Source organism: Brevibacillus sp. NRS-1366, from assembly GCF_050467985.1.
In genome coordinates this window covers 571,067-590,258 of the sequence record NZ_JBITPN010000022.1, presented here as the reverse complement: position 1 = coordinate 590,258, position 19,192 = coordinate 571,067, and the positions used below count along the sequence as shown (strand labels likewise).

Sequence of the window (19,192 nt, the reverse complement as noted above, 5' to 3'; positions counted from 1 at the left end):
AACGTAATTATGTATAATTTTGCAAAGCGCATGGGAGAGGTATCCGCAAGTCCAGTTCGAGAAATTTTAAAATTAATGGCAGACCCTGAGATCATATCTTTTGGTGGAGGAAGTCCTGCAAAAGAGTCATTTCCAATTGATACCATTCAAGACATCATAGATAAAGCATTGCAAGAAAATGGACACCAAGTCCTTCAATATGGCGTTACAGAAGGTTGGAAGCCTTTACGTGAAGCTTATTTAGAGCACATCGCCTATCCAAAAGGTGTGAATGCCTCATTAGAAAATGTAATAACCACCACAGGAGCAACACAGGGCATTCAATTAGCAACCGATGTATTTCTTGATCCAGGTGATGTTGTACTAGTAGAATCTCCTACATTCTTAAGTACATTAATGGTTTTCAAGAAATATTTTGTCAAATGCGTTCCTGTTGAGACAGATGAACATGGAATGATCATGGAAGATTTGGAGGAAAAGATAAAAAAATATCATCCGAAAATGCTCTATTCTATTCCGACATTTCAAAATCCTACTGGAAAAACATTACCTTTGGATCGACGTAAAAAAATTGCTGAACTAGCCTCTACCTACAATATGATGGTGATGGAAGATGATCCCTATTGCGACTTAAGATACAAAGGCGAAGCATTACCACCGATTAAATCCTTTGATCAGACTGGACATGTCATTCTTTTAAATAGTTTTTCTAAGATTATCTCGCCTGGTTTGCGTGTCGGTACAGTTTTGGCAGAGCCAGAAATCATTCAAAAAATGACCGTTGCAAAGCAGTGTGCTGATACTCATACTACTAATTTAACACAGGTAGTGTGTGCAGAATTTCTAAATCGCGGGTTATTACCAGGGCATCTGAAAGTCATTACGCAAATATATGCAGCGCGATTGAATACAATGCAAGAGGGTATTAAGAAATACTTTCCGAGTGATACCAAATATACCCAACCAGAAGGCGGTCTTTTCATATGGACAGAATTGCCTGGTGAGCCCAATATTCAAGCATTATTAGAAAGGGCAGTAGAACAACATAAGGTGGCCTTTGTTCCAGGAAAACCATTTTATATAAATCCTGAAGATGGCAGAAAATCCTTACGTTTAAATTTCTCTTCAAATACTCCGGAAACAATTGAGGAGGGCATGAAACGTTTGGGTGAATTATTTTCTGAGGTTCACTAAATTTTCAAAAATTTAATGTAAATGAAAAAAATAATTATAGTAAATTTGAATGGAGTTGTCAAAAATGGAAAGAAATTTTGATGTTGAAAAGGTTCGTGACCAATTTCCCGCACTAAATCGTACCTATAAGGGACAGCGAGTAGTCTATTTTGACGGACCAGGCGGCTCGCAGGCAGTGAAATCATCAATTGACGCAATAAGTAGTTATATGATGCGTGGTGGAGCAAATCTTCATGGTCCATTTCCAAGCAGTTACGAAACGGAAGCAATCATTGCTGAAACTAGACAAACGGTGGCCGCTTTCCTCGGCGCACAGCCTCAAGAGATAGCATTTGGAGCAAACATGACTACTCTGAACTTAGCCATCTCCCGGGCATTGTCTCGCACCTGGGAACCCGGATCTGAAATTGTGGTTTCCGAACTTGACCACCGCGCCAATGTTGATCCGTGGTTGTTAGCAGCTCGAGATCGTGGGGTAAATGTGAAGTGGTTGACTGTGGATAAGGAAACATTGACTTTAAATCTGGACGAGCTAGACAGTGTGATTACTGAGAAAACAAAGTTAGTCGCACTGGGCCTCTCTTCTAATGCTGTTGGCACAGTATCCAATGTCAACAAGGTTGCAAAAAGAGCGCATGAAGTAAACGCCGTTGTAGCAGTGGACGCGGTTCACGCCGCACCTCATATTGTGATTGACCGCGACGAACTCGGTGCGGATATCCTTCTTTGTTCTGCTTATAAGTTCTTTGGACCGCATGTCGGTATTGCGGCAATCAGAAATGATCTGTTTGAGCGCCTAGAGCCTTATAAGTTACAACCCGCACCCACGTACATGCCTGAAAAACTAGAAAACGGCACCCAAAATCATGAAGGCATTGCGGGTGTTAATGGGGCCATTCATTTTATCTCTACACTTGGGCGGGGTGTCACGTTACGTGAGAAGCTTGTCAGCTCCATGACCACGGTGGAAGCGCACGAAAATTACCTTGCAGATAAAATTCGCAAAGAGTTACCTACGTTGCCCGGCGTGACAATGTATGCATCACCAGAGCCGTACAAAAAGACGCCAACAGTTGCCTTCCGAGTGGCTAACATGAGCCCACGTCAAGTATGTGAGACGATGGCTAAGGAGTATGGAATTTTTATCGCTGATGGAGACTTCTATGCTACCACCCTTGCAGACAAGTTAGATGTCAATAGCTCCGGCGGTTGGATTCGGGCGGGACTCGCTCCATACAACACCGAATACGAGGTTGAAGCATTCCTGGAAGCACTGGAGCGAATTGTTCGCAAATAGAGTGGGTGGGCAATGTGGATAATGGCTGGGAAACAAATGACTTGGGATGCCTTGTCAGAACGGATTGTTCTAAACGAAGGCCAGTATTTTTAAGATTCAATGGGTGGACAGGGATTCGTTTCTCTGTCCACTTTTCGCTTTTCCTATAAACGGAAAAATGCTTCCGATCCTGAAGATGGCAAAAAATTTCCTTATCATTTCTCTTCAAATACTTGAGGAGGGCACGGAACGATTGGACAAATTGCCTTTCTTAATTTATTGAATTTTCGAATTATAATAGTTTTTACATCAACCTATCGAAATTTCAGTTTTATTAAAAGAATTCATATAAAATTTTGATAAAATATAGAAGATAGGAGGATGTCTATGGAAACTAACAAATTTCATGAAAAAATCAAAGGACAGCCATTTGCGGTGCTTAGTGACTTGGTCTATGATTATTTGTTTGAAATGATTATTACAATGAAAATGCTACCAGGAACGAGAATTAATGAGGCACAAATTGCGAAACAATTGGAAATTAGCCGTTCACCTATACGAACAGCAATAGAACGACTATATAATGAACGACTGGTTATCAAAGAAAGTGGCAAGAATCCCTTTGTTGCATTAATTACACCCGATGACTGCTTGCAAATTACTCAAGCTAGAATTTTCATTGAAAGCAAAGCCAGCTACCTTGCATCTCAAGTGATTGATCATGTTAACCTTGGAAAACTGAAAAAGTTGGCGTCGGATTATGAAAAAATTGTAGGAAATATTGAATTGGATGGTTTTGAAACTTGTGATCACGAATTCCATAGTTGTATCGTTAATGCTTCTGGAAATCCTTATCTCATTGAAATGTATAATTGTATTCAAAGTCGAGTTCTTAGATATCGATACTATTTGAGACATCGCCTAGGAAATCAAACTTTGCAGAAAATCTTGAAGGCAAGTATTAAATCCCATTGGGCCATATGTCATGCCCTTGAAATCGGTCTTCCTACAGTGGCTAGCGATGAAGTTGCACGTCATTCAGATGCCATGCGCGATGTCTTTTCCAAGTGGTAACAAGGGGTTGAGTGGCAGATCAAGGTCTACGATCCCAACATTGCTCCTCGTCTCTATCTGGCCGTTTTCATACTCTGGACATTAGGATTGAAGGCTGGCGGGCCTTTCTTTCCCAACAGCTCGGGGAGCCTTTGGGATAGTCCAATCTTCTGTTATGTTCGTATGAGCCCAAAGAAGGAAAGATTAAATACTCATGGTTACGTACACGAAATGTTTTTTGGACACAAAGTGGAGTTGATAAAACGGAGCATAGAGGATAATATGGGAACATACATTCCTGTGGAGGTGGTTGAAAACGTGGGGAGTAAAAAGAACGATATATTTGGTTCAATGAGATTTCTGTTACCTGAGCATCGGGAAATGTATTTGCGGATCAAAGAAGAGGAACGCCGCCATGTACCGCCCGAGTTGGATCAGGAGCAGTTGGGGGCTATAAGCGAGTTGGTATGGCAGGCATTCCAGACAGGGAGCAGCTTGACATTGACCTATTATGACGGACAGCAGCCGCGCCGCATGTCAGCCCACGTCGTTCATATTGACCAGGCAGCGCAGCGTATCAAGCTGCGGGCAGGCTCCGAGACTCGCTGGGTTCCCTTTGCCCGGTTGCTGTATGTAGAGCTGGAGGCTACTTTTTGATACCACCAAACAAAGGCTGGCAATAGAGCCACAGCTTGTGAGAGGAAACCGGAGAAACAAGCGAAGCTCTTTGGGACGCCAACCAAGCTGAAATGGAAAAAACGAAACAGTATGTAGCGCCCACCTCTGAGTAGCCTCTTGAACCGACTGCTTTGGGTGCGGTTTCGTTTTTGGAATGTAGGCGGGCAGGGATGACCCCCAGCAGGGGGCCCCAGAAGCTGGAGCGTTTTCTCCGGTTTCCTCTCCTCCATTACAGCTCGATCTAACGCCGACCCAGAACATCATTTCGCAAAATCGACAAAAATGGGCCGCTTTTTAAATGCAAGCGGCAAAAAACAGCGTGCCGCGATGAAACGGTGTGTGTGAGAAAGCGCCGAGATTCCTGAAACGAAAACCGGTCGAAATCAGCCGTTTTTCGCGTTTTATTGGCTTCCACGGATTTTGCCAGAATAGGATGTTTCCTTGTATTGTTAGGATATCTTTTAAAGCAGATATCTGATGGATAGGAAAAAGGAGATTTTACATGTTAGCACAAGAAATGGGTGTCATGTTCACCAAGCACGCCGATCAAATCACTTCCAAGCGTTGGGGTGAATTTATTCAACAGTTGGAGGAAAAAGGCCTGTACGTGCTCATCGAGACAGACACGATCGGTCGGGTAATGAGTCCTTTGGGCGGTTTGATGCCCATGCCGTGTAAGAGTGAGACGCTCCATATTCTGACGACGGATGAGCTGCAGCAACGTGGCTTGCCGCTCGGTCACCACATTGTTACCAAAAGCAAAGACAAGGTAGCAACAACCTAAATGGCACGCTAACTAACGCAACCTTTTCTGCCGGACATGAACGATTCCGGGTAGGAAAGGTTTTTTGTTGCCAACACAAAGAGGCCGGAAGCCTATGGCCTCCAGTCTTTTTTGCGTGAAAGGGGGAGCTGGCCTATACCTTTAAATTAAGGGCATCCATGATGAGCAAGCCCGAACTGACGCATCTTAACGGTTTTATCTGGGAACCAGAAGAAGGGGTCGTATACAAGCTGATTAGCGATCTGTCTTATGAAGAGTTAAAGAAAATCGCAAGCTCCATCAAATTCAAATAAGGAAGCAACCTCGGGCGAACCGCAAGTCATTAGCGACTTGCGGTTTTTCGTGTTTCTGTTAATTCGGGTAGTAAATCACCATGCTGATTCGAGTGAGTGTCGTGCCTGAATTATGGTAAACATGATTCCTGTCTGCTTTAAAGCGGATCGAATCTCCACTTTTTATGGTATATTCCCCATCATGGATTCGAATCGTAAGCTCACCCTCAAATACGGTTATGAATTCCTCCGTACCTGGGCCGTGCGGGTCCGCACTCAAATATCCGCCCGTATCAATCTCGACTGTATACACCTCGAATCGTCGGCCCTCTTCAAACGGAAAATAGGGATATACCCGATATCTCCCATTATCTTCTTGTAAGGATTGAATGTCATTTTGGGTAATGACAATGGTATCGGGCTGTGGGTGGTTAATTAGAGAAGTGAATGAAATCTTCAAGCCATTGGCGATCTTCCAAACGGTATTAATGGTTGGGTTCGATTCCCCTCGTTCAATTTGACCAAGCATCGTCTTGCTTACGCCTGTCATTTCCGCAACCTTGTCCAAACTCAGCTTTTTGGACGCCCGCAGATTTTTGAGGTTTTCAGCAAGCACAAAATTGATGTTTTCCATAAAACATGTAACCTCCTCTTGTGCTTTATAACGACTGAATTGTATAATAATAACGACCAGTCGTTATAACGTCTATTTTCCTCATTATAATACACAAAGGAGAGCTAATAAAATGCAATGGGTTCCGTTTTTGCTATATATCGTTGTCACTTCGTTTACACCTGGCCCGAATAACATGATGTCCATGGCGTATTCAGCAAAGTATGGTTACAAAAAATCGCTCAAGTTTATTTTGGGAGTGACCGTCGGGACTACGATCATTGTGCTATTGAGCAGTTATTTCAATCTGCTGCTGTACAGCTTCATCCCCAAAATTAAGACTGGCATGAGCATCCTGGGAGGACTCTATATGCTGTATCTTGCCATTAAAATCATGCTGAATAAGCCTAGCGGGAAAGACAGCAACCAAAAAGAAATGAATTCTTTCTTTACGGGTATGATCTTGCAGTTTGTCAATCCTAAAACCATCTTATACGGCATCACAACTATTTCAACATTTGTTATCCCTTTTTACGATTCGAATGCCAGCTTGCTTTTCTTTTCCATATTTTTAGGCTTTATCGGTTTTTTGAGCACGAGCAGCTGGGCCGTTTTTGGAGCACTCTTTCAAACGTTTTTGGCAAAATACGAAACAGCCTTTCATGTAGTCATGGGGCTTTTGCTAATGTACAGTGCTGTGTCCATATTCATCCAGGAATGACAGGCTGCTGTCATTTCAGAAACAAAACCCGCACGGCTACGATGCCAATGCGGGCTTTGCTGTCTGAACAAAGTATGTTTCCATCATTTTACGACAATTTGGACGCGGGTTCCATCTGGGTAATCTTCCAACTGGTTAGAGACCCATGACCCAGCTCCCCGATTATCAGAAGGAGAGATATAGGCAATATCTGCGCCATCTCCCCCTTCTTTGCACATAGCCATGGGCCATTCATCGCGATCGAAGCCAGGCTTGGTAGGAATACCGCGAAGCGATTGCTCCCGATGCTTATTTGCGCCTTTACGATCAATCGTACAAACGGCAGATTGCCCCTTTTCAATAGCGGAGCGAATATGCTCTGCTGTCTCAGGATAACGACTGCTCGGGAATTCTAGAACCAGATCGGCCTGGCCGGTAGCGACTTGCGTCTGGGAATCTTGCTGCTCGAACAGCCACGACCCAAATCCGAGCAGAAGTGCGATGATGAATACAAGTAGTTTCTTTTGCACGATTTTTCTCCTTTGCTGTCTCAAAACGAAAGGCTGTGCGTCTGTGGTTTTTCCTTTGGGGCAGACACATTAGATAATTATACCAATAGTCAACTGCTTTTCTGAACCCCTCTTGAAAAACTCATTGAACAAGGGAGAAAAATCCAAAGCCATCCATAGCTAAAATAGTCAGGGATGGCTTTGGGCAGGGCTTCTATCCTTCTTTTTTTTCGAGTGATTCTGTGCGAAACAGACGTGCCATGCAGAGCCAAGCGATGATCGGTCCTGTCCCGATAGACAGAATCAGCCAGTTGAGTGTGGTGGGGGAAATACTGATGGAAGTCACGACAAGAAACAAGACAATACCAACAATGCGACCGGCATCAAGCGCAAATTCTCTCAAAACCACATACTCGACCCGATTTTGCGCACTCTCCTCGTTTGTTCCAATTAAATCAAAGATCGTTGAGATCATTGGCACCGAAAAGAGCGGATAAGCGATCGAGACAGCAATCCCGAAAATGAGCAGGGTCGAGTAGCTGACCTGCCAAAAAAACAGAGCGACGACGCCTGACATGATGACAGCCCCGACCAGCATACCCCACTTGCGATAGCGAAGAGTAAGCCATCTGGAGGTCAAATAATAGCTGACGATGCCAACCGCAGAAGTGATGAGCCAATAATTGCCGAGCGTCATTTCACTCTTGGTGGCAATATAGACCATCAGGCCGATGATAAAGCCAAAAAGTCCCTCTCGCAAACCTTGTCCTGCCAAAGCACCTGCAGCAAAGCGCCACTGGGGATCGTCCCGCAGGCAGCGAAGGGCAAAAGCCCAAGAATAACATCCCTCTGACTGCCGCTTTTTCAGAAAAAAACTAATCACAACCCCCACAATGAACAGCGCTAGCGAAATGCCAAATATCAACGAGTAGCCACTATTGCTAGGCAGCCGTGTAATGAGCCAACCAGAAATCCAAGGGGCAAGCATGCCACCCCCAGACACCAATAGTCCAGCCCAGCCATTGAAGCGATCGCGGTTGTCCGGACCCGTAATCTCAAAATAAACGACATTGAACGCAAGCCAGAAAAAACCAACTGCCATTCCCTGTATGAATCCGATCAGAGGGGCATAGGAAACCGCCTTTGGACCAATCACGAGCACCACGAGGTAAAAGATTGCCGATACAGCCATTCCCGCACGGAGGATGTTCATTTTATTTCCTTGCTTGGCGTACCAGCCGGCTACCCAAAAAGTCAGAGCACCAACCAGGTGGGTCGTAAAAGTAAACCAGGCGATAGGAGCAAACTGACTTTTCACCTTCCACAAATAGACGTTAACAAAGGTACCGGACAAAGCTCCCGCAGTAATAAACAAGACATTTACCAAAAGCAGCAGTTTCGCCTGACTATCGAGATGTCCCGGCTTGTGTGGCTCGTGAGCAGACGTATTTTGACGGGACCAATCTCGTCCCATCTGTTGAAGGCTCTGGAGAAAGGACGGGAGGCGGTCCTTCGTTTTTTGGTGCATACGTTTCCCCCCGCTTCATGAAGTAGTACTTGCACATAACGTGCCCCACGATTCTGGCTTTCATCGGTAAAGAGAAAAATTACTACTATTTCCCAAGTGATATAGACTTACTCTGAATGTTTTGAACTATTTTTTCTTTTGGAGAAGGAAAAACGCTATGGCTAAACAAATTAAGGAGAGGGACAGAAATGAAGAAAAGGGGTAACAAAAAATGACAACAGCCATTTTTACAAATGGGCGTATTTATACCGGAGATTCCCGGCATTTGTTTGTACAATCCGTGGTGGTGCGAGATGGTCTCGTCCATGACTTGGGCAGTAATGCCGACATGATTCTCCAATACAAAACAGGCGATGCTCAGGTAATTGACCTGCAAGGGTGCACAGCGACACCTGGGCTGATTGACAGTCATCTGCATTTAGGGTGGCTAGGACTGACTTTTTTACAGCTTGACCTGGGAAAAGCGAGATCAAAGGACGAGATGCTGGTACTTATCAAGCAAAAGGCGAATGAAACAGAAGCGAACCAATGGATACAAGGGTTTGGCTGGGATGAAAATCTGTTTGTGGGCGGGGGAGGAATTCCAACCATTGAAGAGCTCGATCAGGTAGCCCCGCATTGCCCAATATTGTTAGCACGTGTATGTGGCCATGCCTACCTCGTGAACAGCAAGGCATTGGAGCTGTCCGGCTATCACCGGGACATGGAAGTACCTGCTGGTGGACTCATCATGCACGATCCCGTCACGCAAAAGCCAACAGGGATGCTTTTGGAAACAGCGTCCAATTTGATTACGAAGCATATTCCAAAGCCTGACTACGAGCAGTTAAAAGATTCCCTGCGCAGCTCGATTCGCTATGCGATGGCGCATGGCTTGACAGGGGCTCATACAGAGGATCTGCGGGAGCTCAGAGGACTGGCGCAAACCTATCGCCTCTACGACGAGCTGATTAATGGAGAAGAGCTGGCGCTGCGATGCAACCTGCTCGTTTATTATCCGCACATGCATGAGCTGCGTGATCTGCAAATGCATGCCGGATACGGAAACAGCCATGTCCAGATTGGGGCTGTGAAAATTTTCGCAGATGGCGCTCTGGGGCGACGAACTGCCTTTTTGTCGGCACCGTATGCGGATGATCCGAGTACGAGTGGGTACCCTGTTCATGAGCAGGACGAACTGACCGAGCTGGTACGCCAAGCCCGCAGCCTGGGGATGCCGATCGCGGTGCATACAATTGGGGACAAGGCCTTGGAGATGGTATTGGACAGCTTCGATCAATTTCCGGCTATTGCGTACAAGGATCGCCTCATTCATACACAAATATTGCGTCCGGACTTGCTGGAGCGATTGAAGCACCCGAATCGGATTGCAGATATCCAACCGCGTTTTCTCGCAGGGGATTTCCCTTGGGTCATCGATCGCGTCGGAGAAGAACGCATCCAGCACTCTTATATTTGGAAAACGATGATGGATTACGGCATCATCTGCGCTGCAGGCTCCGATACGCCGGTTGAACCGATTGATCCTTTGCTAGGGATTCATGCGGCAGTTACGCGAAAAGCGCCGGGGGATACACATGGGGGCTATATGCATGAGGAAAAGCTGACGATGCAAGAAGCCATTCACCTCTTTACAGTAGGAAGCGCACAAGTGACGAATGAGGACCATGTAAAAGGCACCCTATCTCGGGGGAAATATGCGGATATGACGGTGTATTCAAAAGACTTATTCTCGATGGATCCGGATGAACTGCTTTCTACCCAGGTCGTCATGACGGTTATTGGCGGGAAGGTGTGCTTCAGTCGATAGGTGAGGTGAGGTAGTTCTTTTGCCGCAGTCGTTCCAAATAAGAAAAGCCAGCTCTGCTTAGAGAGCCGGCTTTTTTCTATTCGATCTAACTAAAGAGATGCTCTTCCTGCTTATCCCGTCTCCATCTACTCACATCAATCTCCGCGATCAGCACACTGATGAGGACGAGGCCTGCACCAATATATCCGCGTTCGGTTAGAGTCTCCCCAGTAACCAAAAAGGCAAAAAGTGCAGCAAAGACGGGCTCCAGTGAGAAAATCACACCAGTATGAGCAGGGGTGGTATATTTCTGGGCAACCGTTTGAACGACAAATCCGATCGCACTGCACAAAATACTGAGCGAAAGAACGGCGAGCCATGACTCAGGACTGTGCGGCAAGGCAGGCGTTTCAAACAAGAATGAACATACAATGCCGAATAGAGCGGTAAATCCGAGCTGGAAAATACCAAGCTGTATCGTATCGGATTGACTGGCCCATCTTCCTGTCACAATAATATGCATGGCGTAAAAAAGTGCTCCGGCCATACACAAAAGATCGCCTTGACTGATCCGAAGCTCTGAGCTTAATGTCAGTAAACCAATACCGATAACAGCCAGCCCCGCTCCGAAAAATACGCGCTTCTGAGGTTTGTTTCGAAAGAGAATCGATAAGATAGGGACAAAAATGACTGTAAGACTAACTAAAAAGCCGGCTTGTGAAGCAGTCGTCGTTTTGACTCCACTCGTCACAGTGGCAAACACACCGAATAGAATCGCTCCTAAAATAAAGGCGTGAAGGATGGTTTTGCGATTCGTGCCAAGCAAGCGTCGATGAAAGAAGGCGGCTGCAAACAAAAAGGCAATGCCAAAGCGCACGCCGATCAAATTATAGGTCTCCAGATCTTTCAGACCCATTTGCATGAATAAATACGATGATCCCCAAAAAAGGGTACACATGAGTATAGCCAGATCGGCTTTTGCTTGCGGTTTCATGTCAAGCCTCCTTGCCCGGATGAAGCGGGCGATGTCAGTGAAGATAAGGGATTGTGCATTACTCAGTATACGAGTATCTTTTAAATAAGAAAAATGAATGTTTGTTATGGTTTTCATGAATGAAATTGATGAAAAGGGGGGGCGAGACGGTTGAGTCTTAGCAAATTTGAAGTATTCATGACGGTTATCGAATCCGGAAGCTTGACCCGTGCAGGTGAAATGCTCGGTTTGACGCAATCAGCGGTTAGCCATGCGATTGCGAGTTTGGAGAGGGAATACGGTTTTCCGATTTTAACGAGGGGGCGAACTGGCATCAGTCTGACCAGTAATGGAGAGCGCCTTCTTCCTTACATGCGCGAGATGCTTCGAGGTCATGAACGGATGCAGCAGGAGATAGCCGCGATCAATGGAATGGAGGTCGGGACGGTAAGAATCGGGACTTTCACGAGTGTCTCTACTCAATGGCTGCCGGGTATTCTGAAACGATTTCAAGACAATTACCCAGCTATTGAGATCAAGCTGATGGAAGGCTACTACGATGGGATTGAACACTGGATACAGACGGGGGAGGTCGACTTTGGCTTTGTCTCCTTGCCGACGACGGGAGAGCTGGAATCCATTCCCTTAAAAAAAGACCAGTTGTTCTTGCTTGTAACAGATAAGCACCCGCTGTTTCAAGCGGAGCGGGTGCATGTGAGCCAACTGGCAGAAGAGACGTTTATCATGCCGAAAGCAGGCTGTGACAACGACATTCAGCGGGTCTTGGCAAAGCACCACTTGCAACCGCGGGTCAAGTACGAGGTGGGGGACGATCATGCGATTATTGCCATGGTACAAAATGGACTGGGAATCAGCATTCTGCCTGAAATGATCCTGTTTCGACTACCCGAAAATATTCGCACCATTCCTCTCGATGGGGAGTATTACCGCTCGCTTGGTGTGGCGGCAACTTCTTTTGCCAAACAGTCGCCGGCAGCCAAACGGTTCTTGCAATATGTAACAGAGTGGGTAGGCGAGCAACAGTAGGCTAGGAAGACAAGTCGTGTGCACGTTCCTTGGAGGCAGGACGCTTTCCTGCAAACGGCAAGTACAACAAAGAAAACAAGGCAAAGGCAACTCCCTCCAAGGAGAGAATGTACCAAGGATAGGGACCTAGGTAATCGATCAGGCTGGCGTTCTCAGGTTTATGGGATACAAACAGGTAATTTCCTCCTGTCCAATGGTTCACGAGCAGGGCGATGAAAAGGAGTAGGTTTAGAAAACCCATTGTTTTCCAGAGCGATCGAAATGTAGGGCGATAGCCTTCAACCCAGGTCATGTAAAGACAGGCCAGAATAATCCCCGCATGCGCCAAAAAAAAATGCAGAAAGCGAAAATGAGGGAAAGGATAGAACAACTCAGGCGTGAGCATTGCTTGGGCGGCACCACCAACACCCGCAAAAAAAGTGATCTCAAACAGCCCATACCGCCTGTTGATTAGCATCACGGCAGAGAAAAGCAAAGTGACGCTGCAAAGCTGCAGAGGCAGGGTAAAGGCGGCAGACCAGCTCTCGGTGAAGACATGCCAGAGCTGGAAGCAGACCTCAGATAGGAGCAGAAGGCTTGCCAGTATGTAACGAGCCCACTTGTCGGTAACAGGCACTCGCAGCTTCTGCCGGAACAAAAAAAGCAGGGCAATGAGACAGGCTAGCAGCAAGAGGGCAACGATATGAGATAAAGAGAACAGGCGAAAGGGCTCTCCAGTAAATGTCAAAGACAAATAAGGCGAATTCATCTGAGCCTCCAAAATTGTTTATTGTTTTTTATTTATTGAAAGAATTCACGAAATTTTAACACAATACGGCTTAAATGAAATAAATAATCAGTTATAATATAAATAGACCACGTTACATCAATGAGAGGAGATATAGTCTTGAACTTGGTGCTTACTGAAAAACAATGCAAATCTTGCCAGGCGCGTTTGACTGAATATGAAATTGAAAACAACGACGCTCTTTGCATGGAATGCTACAAAGAAGAGCAAAACGAGCAAAAGTAACAACATGATGAATGGCAGCATGCTGCCCCACACGATAAATGCAGGTCATCATAACCCTCTCTTTCTATAGAGAGGGTTATGGTTTTTCAGGCAATTTCTCAAAGATAATCACCAAATCATACCATATTTCCATTTCATTTCAAAAATTCCTTCAAAATCAACCTGCGAGTGATCAAAAAAGTAAGAATCTATTGAATTTGCTTCGACACTTTACTAAAGTAATATGATAACGAACTAACGAGATAAAGCTTTAGTAAATTGAAATCAAGGGAGATTGAAAGCCAATGAAGCAGATGGCTATACTGGGAAGCAGTGGAGGGAATTTATACAATCTGGGCGGGAAAGATCCTGAGAAGCTGTTGAAAGAGATCATCAACCAGGCAAAAGCGGCTGGAATCAGCATTGCAGCCATTCAGTTTATCGCAGCACAAGGTTCGATGGATATGGCGGGAAAAGCTACGCCGTCTACGGTTTATTCATGGGACGATGAGGCAAAAGAGATCGTGACAGCGTTCCGAGGAACTTTGGAAGAATGTAATGAGTACGCACGAAATTTGGATGACCATATAGCTTTTCAGATGAAAGTGGGACAAATAGAAGGTCTGATTACCATGAGTGCCGATCCAGACGGAGCCAATCAACAGACGATTCAGACCGCAGTAGAAAAGCAAATCCCTATCGCCGGTACAGGCGGCACTTCCATGGCGCTCATCAGTGCTAAGGGAGCAAACGTCATCCTTACTTCTGGGACGACGGGGACCACGAACCGTACGAGGGCGATCAGCTTTATTACTTCTCTCTCCAAACATTGGGGTATATCCTACCGACCCATGATCGGAGATGCAAAAGAGGCTTCCGGGATTTCCGCAAGTCCCTGGAAGCGAATAAATATTCGAGGAATCATGATGTCATCATTGCCAGGCTTTATCGCTTTGGCTCTGATCCTCGCCTTAAGTAAAATTCCAGGTTTGGACATGCTTGGTGGTGTGTTCGATGGGTTGATCAAGGCGTTGCCCGTCGTGATTGCGGCGATTGCTGCCAAGCAGGTATCGGATATGGAAGAAGTGTCTGTAGTAGCGGGAGTATTGGCAGGCGTTTTGTCTGTAGACGGAGGCATTATCGGGGGAATGATCGGAGGAATTGGAGCTGGTCTTCTCGTCAATGTGTTGTTCCGCAAATGTATTGAATGGCGCTTTCCCACGACGACGGTCAATATCATTGCGGGTGGTGTATCCGGTCTTGCGGCTGGATTGGTTGTCTTTTATCTGCTGGCACCGATTGCTTTGCAAGCAGGGGAATGGGTGAAAGTCCTGATCGAAGGCGCGGTCTCCTACAGTCCGATTGTAGCGGGCCTAATTGCTGGGCTTTTGATTTGGCCAGCGATCATCGGTGGAGTTTATCACGCGGCTATTTTGCCGATTGTACTTTTAGAGATGGAAAAAACAGGTAATAGTTTCCTCGGGGCAGTCGACATGGTTGGATTAGTTATGGTATCAGCAGGAATCACGCTTGCCAACATCGTTTCGCCACGAGATAAAAGCGAAGCGACAGTAGCGACGCCAGGCTTTTTAATCAATATGGGCTTCGGAACCTTTGTCGAAGCGGCGTATCCTTTCATGTTTTCGAACAAAGTCGTGTTTGCGGGCGCCATTATTTCTTCGGGGATTGCCGGAACGATGGTAGGAGTGTTTGATGTAAGAGGAACCGCATACGTCCCGTCTGTGATGGCACCACTATTATCCAATAATATGCTCGGATTTATCATAGCGATGGCAAGTGGTCTCTTATGTGCATTCCTAATTACCGTTACGGCCAATCAGCTGGCAAAGAAAAGCGGCAAGAAAGCAGCAGAAAAAATCAGTGCGTAATGGTTGACAATACACCCCAGATATCCTGTCGGTTAGAGACAGGCTGGGGTGTTTACGTTCATTAATAGGTTTGACTCAAATGACAGGCCAAGTAGAGACTGAGCCAATCATCTGGATCGTTCAGGTCGACCTCGAGAATTTCTTCGATCTTGCCAAGTCGATGGTAGAGTGTATTCGGGTGAATATGCAAGCGCGCTGCAGTCAAAGAGGTGGAGCGGTTTGCACAGATATATTCTTTTAAAGTCTGCTCTAGCTCGCTAGCCGTTGCTTTAGGACTGCGCAGAGGTGCCAAAATTTCCTGAATAAATCGTTCGATCTCTTCAGGAGGCTGATGGAGAAAGAGACGATTAATCCCAATCTCTTCATAGCGAATCATCCCAGGCTTGGCTCTGTTTAGAAGAAAGGAGAGGGATTTGCTCGCTTCTTCAGTACTTTTTGCACAGTGCTCCAGCCCAGCATATACACCACCGATGCCGATGTATAGGGGTGGGGTTTCTTCATGCTCCCAGTGCGAGATAGCAGCATTCAGCTTTTTAATCAGGCTGTTCTGCTTAAGTCTATTTTCTACATGCAGCACAATCGTAATTTTTTCGTGGAAGTTGAAAATAAGTACGTTCTTTTTTCCAAGCGCTTTATTGAGTTCAGCGATCAAGCGTCGCAAGTGAGTCTCTTTTCTCTTTTGATCCTGTGTTTGGTCGGTAATTTGCAGCATGACGACAAAGAGAGGCAGACTAGCTGATAGTCCGAACTCTTTTGCCTTGGCTACGATTTGCTTTGGTTCTCGGAATAGTAGGAGCTCGTTAAAAAATTCATAGCTTTTTTTGTAACTCAGCTCTGTGAGCGAATAGGAATTCATCATTTCCAAAGCAACGACCGCCCCAGCTTGTTCCAACACCACAATATCGAGCTTTTCAAGTGGACGAGGTGTTTCCACGGCGAAGCAGCCGAGTGTGACGCCACCATGGATGATGGGAAATAAGTAGACGGGGATACCGCTTGGTGCTTGCACTTCTCGCGCGGACTTATTTTGCTCCCAATCCGAAAGTGCTTCTGCATCGAAAAGAGAGCTTGCTACAGGCGACTGAGGGGGAAACCACTCATTTTGCGCAAGGTCGATCAAGGCTGTTGGCAGCCCGAGCATCCGCTCTACTGTTTTTGTGACGGTGGTCAAGTCAGCTTCTTGAAGAGAGAGCTGGATGAAGACTTCATGAATCTGGCTTCGTTTGACCAAATACTCATTGGTTACGCGCAACTCTGTAAATAGTTTGGCATTGTAAATGGCGATCGCTGCGAGGTCAGCAAATCCTTGTAAGCGGCGTAAGTCATGCCATGTAAGCTGCCTTTTCGCCTTGATTTGATGCACGATCAGTACTCCGATTTGTTCCGCATTCATGGTGACAGGTACAGCCATTACAATCGGCTGATCAAACTTTACGTCGTCTGTGATCGAAGCGTTTTTTAGATTCTCCATATTCCCCGTTTGGATGTTTTTCATCGCTTCTTTTGATTGTTCCCGATCAAAAATGCGTCCGATTCCTTCCTGAAACACTTTTCCCGTAATCCCTTCACCTACGGCCACCTTGAACTCGTAAATACTTGGCCCCATACCAACGCTTGCTTTTGGAACAAGTAGATTTGATTCCGCATCGTAGAGCATCAAAAAGCCACGATCAACAGCAGGAATCGCATGCAAAGCGTTATGCATAATGTGGAGCAGCAGCTCGTCCAGATCGAGCGAAGCTGTGAGGGATTGCAGTGCGTAAAGCCATTGGTCATGCTCTTGCCATTGGTGCTGGGAAGATTTACGCAACAGAGCGTATTTGACATGCAGCACAAAAAGATCACATGCTGACGGCGTCAATGGTTCATCACCAAACAGCAGCGCACGAACAGGGAGCGACTCGGGAGGCTCCGTTATAAATGCGAAGAGCTGGGCCTTTCGTTCGCTATCAAAATGTGTTGTGTAAGAGAACTCTGTCAAATGATCGGAACACGGCCAGCTCCATTCCGCACAAGACGGCATTGTATCTGAGTCAGTCAGATTGCTGCGACTGGGGTTTGCGTACGCCCAGTGATGATGGGCAGTAGCAGTCCAAATATGGCAGGAAGCGTCGAAGAACATTTCTTGGTTCATACTCATGCGTATATTTTGCATCTGTGCACACTCTCCCTCATACCTATATCCCTGCATCGTTAGAGAAGTGAGATTCATTGGAGAAATACACAACTATTATAGTAAAAGATGAGAGGTTTCACTAATGATTTTCTGGGTAGCGCTTAACTAAAATGGAAGCATGAGGAGAAAATGGAAAGTAGCATGTACGATCTAAAATACGAACGCAAGGAAAGAGGGGGGCTTACGATGGCAAAATCAGATATCACGAGTTGGATTGATGCCAATGCCGATACGTTTACAGAGGTGTCGAGGAAAATTTGGGAGAATCCAGAGCTTGGTTATACCGAGAGCTTCGCCTCTTCACTCCAGATACAGATTCTGCAGCAAGCAGGGTTTCGTATTCGTACCGGGATTGGGGATATAGCGACAGCATTTATCGCGGAATACGGAACCTCTCATCCGATTGTTGGGATATTAGGTGAGTTTGACGCACTCCCCGGTTTGTCGCAACAGGTTAGTCCCGTGCATCAACCGCTCGTAGTCAATGGTCCTGGTCATGGATGCGGACATAATTTGTTGGGGACAGCGGGAGTAGAGGCGGTGATTGCGCTCAAGCAGCGGATGGATGCAGAAAACATCCCGGGAACAATTCGCTACTACGGCTGTCCGGCAGAGGAACTGCTTTCAGGCAAAACGTTCATGGCACGCTCTGGTGTCTTTGCGGACTTGGATTGTGCGCTAACTTGGCATCCAGGTAGTACGAATGCGACGAGCAATGTCCGTTTTCAGGCATTGTCCGCGATCGAATTCTATTTTTCAGGAATAACCGCGCATGCGGGATCAGCTCCGCATCTTGGACGAAGTGCACTGGACGCGGTAGAGCTTATGAATGTAGGCGCAAATTATATGAGAGAGCATGTGCCAGACGGGACACGTATCCACTATCAAATTACAAATGGCGGAATGGCGCCCAATATCGTTCCTGATAGCGCCAGTGTATATTATTTCTTGCGTGGGGCAAATCGCAAGCAGGTGGACGAGCTACAGGCCAGATTGATAAAAATAGCGCAAGGTGCAGCGATGATGACGGAGACGACAGTGCGCTGGGAAATAAAGGCAGGCTGCTACGATACACTGCCGAATCTTGCCTTGAACGAACTGATGTTTTCGCAAGCAACGGATGCGGGACAGATCGTTTTTACAGAGGAAGAAGAGGCATTCGCAAGAGAGCTATACAATGCAGTGGCACCCGTAGGATCAGGTACAGAAGCAAGCGGTTCCGAAAAGGAAAAACGATTGGATTCGGTCTTTTATCACGATTTGAACCAGGTAGGTAAATCGGTAGGTGCTTCTACTGATGTAGGGGATGTTTCCTGGATCACACCTGTAGGACAAGTCACGACGACATGCGCACCGAGGGGAATCACCGTACACACATGGCAGGCGACTGCTTCCTTTGGGTCAACGATCGGTATGAAGGGAATGCACTACGCAGCCAAAATCATGGCACTTACCGCATACGATTTGTTGAACAACACAAACGGTATCCTGGAGAGGGCAAAGGCCGAATTCGTGGAGAACACAAAAGGTTTTGATTATCAGGCAGGGATTCCTGATGAGGTAGTGCCCCCAGGATATAGTGGGCAGTTGACACCTAGTTTATAACCATTTCTAAACACAGCAAAAAACCATGAAGGATACGTGTCCACATGGTTTTTTGCTGTGTTGTATGGAAGGTGCAAAAAAGAAATGACGATTTCTCAGTGCTGTCGAATATGAA

The 19,192-nt window shown here is 46.2% G+C and carries 18 protein-coding genes; 12 read left to right on the top strand and 6 right to left on the bottom strand.

Going from position 1 to position 19,192, the window contains the following annotated elements; all coding sequences use genetic code 11:
- Positions 1-9 precede the first annotated feature (9 nt).
- From ACIFQN_RS19600 to ACIFQN_RS19575, 6 genes are all read left to right on the top strand, one after another.
- Complete coding sequence (locus tag ACIFQN_RS19600; RefSeq protein WP_429834699.1) at positions 10-1,194, top strand: PLP-dependent aminotransferase family protein; 1,185 nt, start codon at positions 10-12, stop codon at positions 1,192-1,194.
- 64 nt (positions 1,195-1,258) lie between these two features.
- Positions 1,259-2,491, top strand: a complete 1,233-nt coding sequence (locus ACIFQN_RS19595; RefSeq protein ID WP_429834698.1) for a cysteine desulfurase-like protein — start codon at positions 1,259-1,261, stop codon at positions 2,489-2,491.
- 366 nt (positions 2,492-2,857) lie between these two features.
- Positions 2,858-3,544: a GntR family transcriptional regulator gene (locus tag ACIFQN_RS19590; protein WP_429834697.1), complete on the top strand. Its 687-nt coding sequence runs from the start codon at positions 2,858-2,860 to the stop codon at positions 3,542-3,544.
- 297 nt (positions 3,545-3,841) lie between these two features.
- A complete protein-coding gene (locus ACIFQN_RS19585; RefSeq protein ID WP_429834696.1) occupies positions 3,842-4,180 on the top strand; it encodes a YolD-like family protein in 339 nt (112 codons plus the stop codon).
- 523 nt (positions 4,181-4,703) lie between these two features.
- Complete coding sequence (locus ACIFQN_RS19580; RefSeq protein ID WP_429834695.1) at positions 4,704-4,985, top strand: hypothetical protein; 282 nt, start codon at positions 4,704-4,706, stop codon at positions 4,983-4,985.
- 158 nt (positions 4,986-5,143) lie between these two features.
- Positions 5,144-5,278, top strand: a complete 135-nt coding sequence (locus ACIFQN_RS19575; protein ID WP_429834694.1) for a DUF4367 domain-containing protein — start codon at positions 5,144-5,146, stop codon at positions 5,276-5,278.
- Between the two features lie 58 nt (positions 5,279-5,336).
- Here ACIFQN_RS19575 and ACIFQN_RS19570 read toward each other — a convergent pair whose 3' ends face one another.
- Positions 5,337-5,891 carry a helix-turn-helix domain-containing protein gene (locus ACIFQN_RS19570; RefSeq protein ID WP_429834693.1) on the bottom strand — a complete coding sequence of 185 codons (555 nt, stop codon included), beginning with the start codon at positions 5,889-5,891 and terminating at the stop codon, positions 5,337-5,339.
- 112 nt (positions 5,892-6,003) lie between these two features.
- On the opposite strand from ACIFQN_RS19570, the gene ACIFQN_RS19565 reads away from it, so the two are divergent.
- Complete coding sequence (locus ACIFQN_RS19565) at positions 6,004-6,591, top strand: LysE family translocator (protein ID WP_429834692.1); 588 nt, start codon at positions 6,004-6,006, stop codon at positions 6,589-6,591.
- A gap of 83 nt (positions 6,592-6,674) precedes the next feature.
- Here ACIFQN_RS19565 and ACIFQN_RS19560 read toward each other — a convergent pair whose 3' ends face one another.
- Together ACIFQN_RS19560 and ACIFQN_RS19555 are read right to left on the bottom strand one after the other, a co-directional pair.
- Complete coding sequence (locus ACIFQN_RS19560; RefSeq protein ID WP_429834919.1) at positions 6,675-7,043, bottom strand: NucA/NucB deoxyribonuclease domain-containing protein; 369 nt, start codon at positions 7,041-7,043, stop codon at positions 6,675-6,677.
- Positions 7,044-7,293: 250 nt separating this feature from the next.
- Positions 7,294-8,607 (bottom strand): MFS transporter, encoded by a 1,314-nt coding sequence (locus ACIFQN_RS19555; protein ID WP_429834691.1) that lies wholly within the window; start codon positions 8,605-8,607, stop codon positions 7,294-7,296.
- Positions 8,608-8,818: 211 nt separating this feature from the next.
- On the opposite strand from ACIFQN_RS19555, the gene ACIFQN_RS19550 reads away from it, so the two are divergent.
- Positions 8,819-10,417, top strand: a complete 1,599-nt coding sequence (locus ACIFQN_RS19550) for an amidohydrolase (RefSeq protein WP_429834690.1) — start codon at positions 8,819-8,821, stop codon at positions 10,415-10,417.
- Between the two features lie 85 nt (positions 10,418-10,502).
- Here the strand turns inward: ACIFQN_RS19550 and ACIFQN_RS19545 are convergent, their stop codons facing one another.
- Positions 10,503-11,390, bottom strand: coding sequence for a DMT family transporter (locus ACIFQN_RS19545; RefSeq protein WP_429834689.1), 888 nt, complete (start codon positions 11,388-11,390; stop codon positions 10,503-10,505).
- 150 nt (positions 11,391-11,540) lie between these two features.
- On the opposite strand from ACIFQN_RS19545, the gene ACIFQN_RS19540 reads away from it, so the two are divergent.
- Positions 11,541-12,416 carry a LysR family transcriptional regulator gene (locus ACIFQN_RS19540; RefSeq protein WP_429834688.1) on the top strand — a complete coding sequence of 292 codons (876 nt, stop codon included), beginning with the start codon at positions 11,541-11,543 and terminating at the stop codon, positions 12,414-12,416.
- Position 12,417: 1 nt separating this feature from the next.
- On the opposite strand, the gene ACIFQN_RS19535 is transcribed toward ACIFQN_RS19540, so the two are convergent.
- Positions 12,418-13,164: a TIGR02206 family membrane protein gene (locus ACIFQN_RS19535; RefSeq protein ID WP_429834687.1), complete on the bottom strand. Its 747-nt coding sequence runs from the start codon at positions 13,162-13,164 to the stop codon at positions 12,418-12,420.
- A gap of 138 nt (positions 13,165-13,302) precedes the next feature.
- Between ACIFQN_RS19535 and ACIFQN_RS19530 the strand changes: the two genes are divergently transcribed.
- Both ACIFQN_RS19530 and ACIFQN_RS19525 read left to right on the top strand, forming a co-directional pair.
- Positions 13,303-13,428 (top strand): hypothetical protein, encoded by a 126-nt coding sequence (locus ACIFQN_RS19530; protein WP_429834686.1) that lies wholly within the window; start codon positions 13,303-13,305, stop codon positions 13,426-13,428.
- A gap of 284 nt (positions 13,429-13,712) precedes the next feature.
- A complete protein-coding gene (locus ACIFQN_RS19525; protein WP_429834685.1) occupies positions 13,713-15,296 on the top strand; it encodes a PTS sugar transporter in 1,584 nt (527 codons plus the stop codon).
- Positions 15,297-15,357: 61 nt separating this feature from the next.
- Here the strand turns inward: ACIFQN_RS19525 and ACIFQN_RS19520 are convergent, their stop codons facing one another.
- Positions 15,358-17,451 (bottom strand): helix-turn-helix domain-containing protein, encoded by a 2,094-nt coding sequence (locus tag ACIFQN_RS19520; protein ID WP_429834684.1) that lies wholly within the window; start codon positions 17,449-17,451, stop codon positions 15,358-15,360.
- Between the two features lie 207 nt (positions 17,452-17,658).
- Here ACIFQN_RS19520 and ACIFQN_RS19515 point away from each other — a divergent pair, with 207 nt between their 5' ends.
- Positions 17,659-19,077, top strand: coding sequence for an amidohydrolase (locus ACIFQN_RS19515; RefSeq protein WP_429834683.1), 1,419 nt, complete (start codon positions 17,659-17,661; stop codon positions 19,075-19,077).
- Positions 19,078-19,192: the final 115 nt, after the last annotated feature.

Coding starts and splice junctions, on each gene's coding strand:
- ACIFQN_RS19600 (WP_429834699.1), top strand. CDS start 10: ATGTATAATTTTGCAAAGCGCATGGGAGAGGTATCCGCAAGTCCAGTT.
- ACIFQN_RS19595 (WP_429834698.1), top strand. CDS start 1,259: ATGGAAAGAAATTTTGATGTTGAAAAGGTTCGTGACCAATTTCCCGCA.
- ACIFQN_RS19590 (WP_429834697.1), top strand. CDS start 2,858: ATGGAAACTAACAAATTTCATGAAAAAATCAAAGGACAGCCATTTGCG.
- ACIFQN_RS19580 (WP_429834695.1), top strand. CDS start 4,704: ATGTTAGCACAAGAAATGGGTGTCATGTTCACCAAGCACGCCGATCAA.
- ACIFQN_RS19575 (WP_429834694.1), top strand. CDS start 5,144: ATGATGAGCAAGCCCGAACTGACGCATCTTAACGGTTTTATCTGGGAA.
- ACIFQN_RS19570 (WP_429834693.1), bottom strand. CDS start 5,891: ATGGAAAACATCAATTTTGTGCTTGCTGAAAACCTCAAAAATCTGCGG.
- ACIFQN_RS19565 (WP_429834692.1), top strand. CDS start 6,004: ATGCAATGGGTTCCGTTTTTGCTATATATCGTTGTCACTTCGTTTACA.
- ACIFQN_RS19555 (WP_429834691.1), bottom strand. CDS start 8,607: ATGCACCAAAAAACGAAGGACCGCCTCCCGTCCTTTCTCCAGAGCCTT.
- ACIFQN_RS19550 (WP_429834690.1), top strand. CDS start 8,819: ATGACAACAGCCATTTTTACAAATGGGCGTATTTATACCGGAGATTCC.
- ACIFQN_RS19545 (WP_429834689.1), bottom strand. CDS start 11,390: ATGAAACCGCAAGCAAAAGCCGATCTGGCTATACTCATGTGTACCCTT.
- ACIFQN_RS19535 (WP_429834687.1), bottom strand. CDS start 13,164: ATGAATTCGCCTTATTTGTCTTTGACATTTACTGGAGAGCCCTTTCGC.
- ACIFQN_RS19525 (WP_429834685.1), top strand. CDS start 13,713: ATGAAGCAGATGGCTATACTGGGAAGCAGTGGAGGGAATTTATACAAT.
- ACIFQN_RS19520 (WP_429834684.1), bottom strand. CDS start 17,451: ATGCAAAATATACGCATGAGTATGAACCAAGAAATGTTCTTCGACGCT.
- ACIFQN_RS19515 (WP_429834683.1), top strand. CDS start 17,659: ATGGCAAAATCAGATATCACGAGTTGGATTGATGCCAATGCCGATACG.